General features: G+C 72.0%; 3 protein-coding genes. 1 reads left to right on the top strand and 2 read right to left on the bottom strand.

Annotated features, from left to right (window positions below; translation table 11 throughout):
- The coding region (prs, locus tag AADI75_RS16065) for a ribose-phosphate diphosphokinase (RefSeq protein WP_341209989.1) at nucleotides 1-375 on the top strand (375 nt) is incomplete at its 5' end.
- Nucleotides 376-609: 234 nt separating this feature from the next.
- Here prs and AADI75_RS16070 read toward each other — a convergent pair.
- Both AADI75_RS16070 and AADI75_RS16075 read right to left on the bottom strand, forming a co-directional pair.
- Complete coding sequence (locus AADI75_RS16070; RefSeq protein ID WP_341209990.1) at nucleotides 610-1590, bottom strand: NAD(P)H-dependent glycerol-3-phosphate dehydrogenase; 981 nt, start codon at nucleotides 1588-1590, stop codon at nucleotides 610-612.
- On the bottom strand, nucleotides 1587-2296 hold a 710-nt coding region (locus AADI75_RS16075; protein WP_341209991.1), incomplete at its 5' end, for a tRNA (adenosine(37)-N6)-threonylcarbamoyltransferase complex transferase subunit TsaD. The genes AADI75_RS16070 and AADI75_RS16075, both read right to left, overlap by 4 nt.

Here is a 2296-nt window from a genome sequence, read left to right on the forward strand (position 1 = left end):
ATCGTCGACAAGCGCCGCGAGCGCGCAGGCGAATCCGAGGTGATGAACATCATCGGCGACGTCGAGGGGCGGTTCTGTATCCTGATCGACGACATCGTCGATTCGGCGGGCACGCTGTGCAATGCCGCCGCGGCGCTCAAGGAAGCGGGGGCGGAGGATGTCGTCGCCTATGTCACGCACGGCGTGCTGTCGGGCGGCGCGGTGGCGCGGGTCGAGGGATCGGCGCTGCACGAGCTGGTCATCACCGATTCGATCGGCAACCACGACACGATCAAGGATGCCGGCAAGATCCGCCACCTGACGATCGCGCCGCTGGTCGCCGAGGCGATGCGGCGGATTTCGGACGAAGCGAGCGTCTCGTCGCTGTTCGACTGAGGCGGGGCGCAGGCGCGGCCACGCCCGCGCCGCTGCGCCAGCAACGCCCCGCCCGGCCGGCGGGCCAAGCCCGACCGACGACGCGGCTTCGCCCCATTCCCCGTCACCCCGGCGAAGGCCGGGGTCCAGTGGCGGCACGATCATGAAGAACGTTGCGCTCCGTTACACCAGCCTTCCCCGCTGGACCCCGGCCTTCGCCGGGGTGACGGGAAAGGATCGGGGACGACGGTGAGGCTAGACCTCCTCGCGCAACGGCCGCGCGAGCAAATCGTCGATCACGCCACGCACCGCCTCGCCCGCCAGCAACCGGCACACCGCGGCGGTGATCGGCATCTCCACCCCGGCCGCCTGCGCCGCCTCCAGCAGCACCGGCGCGGTATAGGCGCCCTCCGCCACGGTGCGGCGGTTCGTCAGCAAGTCCGCCGCCGCTTCGCCACGGCCGATCCCGACGCCGAGCGAGAAATTGCGCGAGGCGGTCGACGAACAGGTCAGCACCAGATCGCCGAGCCCCGACAACCCCGCAAGCGTCTCCGCGCGTGCATCCTTTGCCAACCCGAAGCGCGTCATCTCCGCAAAGCCGCGCGCGATCAGCGCCGCGCGCGCATTCTGCCCCAGCCCCGCGCCGTCGACGACCCCGCACGCGATCGCGAGCACGTTCTTCACCGCGCCGCCGATCTCCGCGCCGATCACGTCGTTCGACGCATAGGGACGGAAATGTGGTGCGGCGATCGCAGTGGCGAGCAGTGCGCGCGTCGTTTCGTGCTGCCCGGCGAGCGTCACCGCGGTCGGCAGCCCGCGCGCGACCTCATGCGCGAAAGTCGGCCCCGACAGCACCAGCACCGGCGAGCCGGGATGCTGTTCCTGCGCCACCTCGCTCATCAACAGATGCGTCCCCGCCTCGATCCCCTTCGAGCAGACCACCAGCGGCTGCGCATTGGCGGGGAGCTGCGCCAGCACGGTGCGCATCGCCTGCGCCGGCGTGACGATCAGATTGGCCGCCGCCTCCGCCACCCACGCCAGATCGCCGGTCGCGCGGATCCGCGGCGAAAGCGGGATGCCGGGCAGATAGGCGGCGTTTTCCTGCGTCGCGTTGATCGCCGCGACCAGCGCCGGGTCGCGTGCCCACAATCGCACCTCATGCCCGTTCGTCGCGGCGACCTGCGCGAGCGCGGTGCCCCAGGCGCCCGCGCCGATGACGCCGATCGCGCCGCTCATGCCTTCACCCCCGCGCCGCGCACCTTTTCCGCATCCGGATCAAGCGGCCAGCGCGCGCGCGCCGCGGTGTCGAGCGGATCGGTGAGCCCGGCGGCGAACCGCTCCGCCCCCGCCCAGGCGATCATCGCGGCATTGTCGGTGCACAGCCAGCCCGGCGGCGCGACGAAGCGCAGACCGTGCTCGGCCGCCAGCGCCTGCGATGCCGCGCGCACCGCGCCGTTCGCCGCCACCCCGCCTGCGACGACCAAGGCGGTTGCGCCGCCCGACCGGTCCAGCGCGCGGCGCGTGCGGTCGATCAGGCAATCGACCACCGCCTGCTGGAAGCTCGCCGCGACATCGGCGGCGGCATGGTCGGGCGCCATCCGCGCCACCGCCGCCTTGAGCCCCGCGAACGAGAAATGCGGCTCGGGCGAGCCCTTCAGCGGGCGCGGCAACGGCACAGCACGCGCATCGCCGGTGGCGGCGGCGCGTTCGACCGCCGGGCCGCCGGGGAAGCCGAGCCCGAGGATCTTGGCGGTCTTGTCGAACGCCTCGCCCGCGGCATCGTCGATCGTCGTCGCCAGTCGGCGATAGCGCGCGACGCCCTCGACCAGCAGCAACTGGCAATGCCCGCCCGAGACGAGCAGCAACAGATAGGGAAAGTCGAGGTCGGGGTCGGCGAGCCGCGGGCTGAGCGCATGGCCTTCGAGATGGTTGACCGCGATCA

The organism is uncultured Sphingomonas sp. (assembly GCF_964021865.1).
GTDB lineage: Bacteria > Pseudomonadota > Alphaproteobacteria > Sphingomonadales > Sphingomonadaceae > Sphingomonas.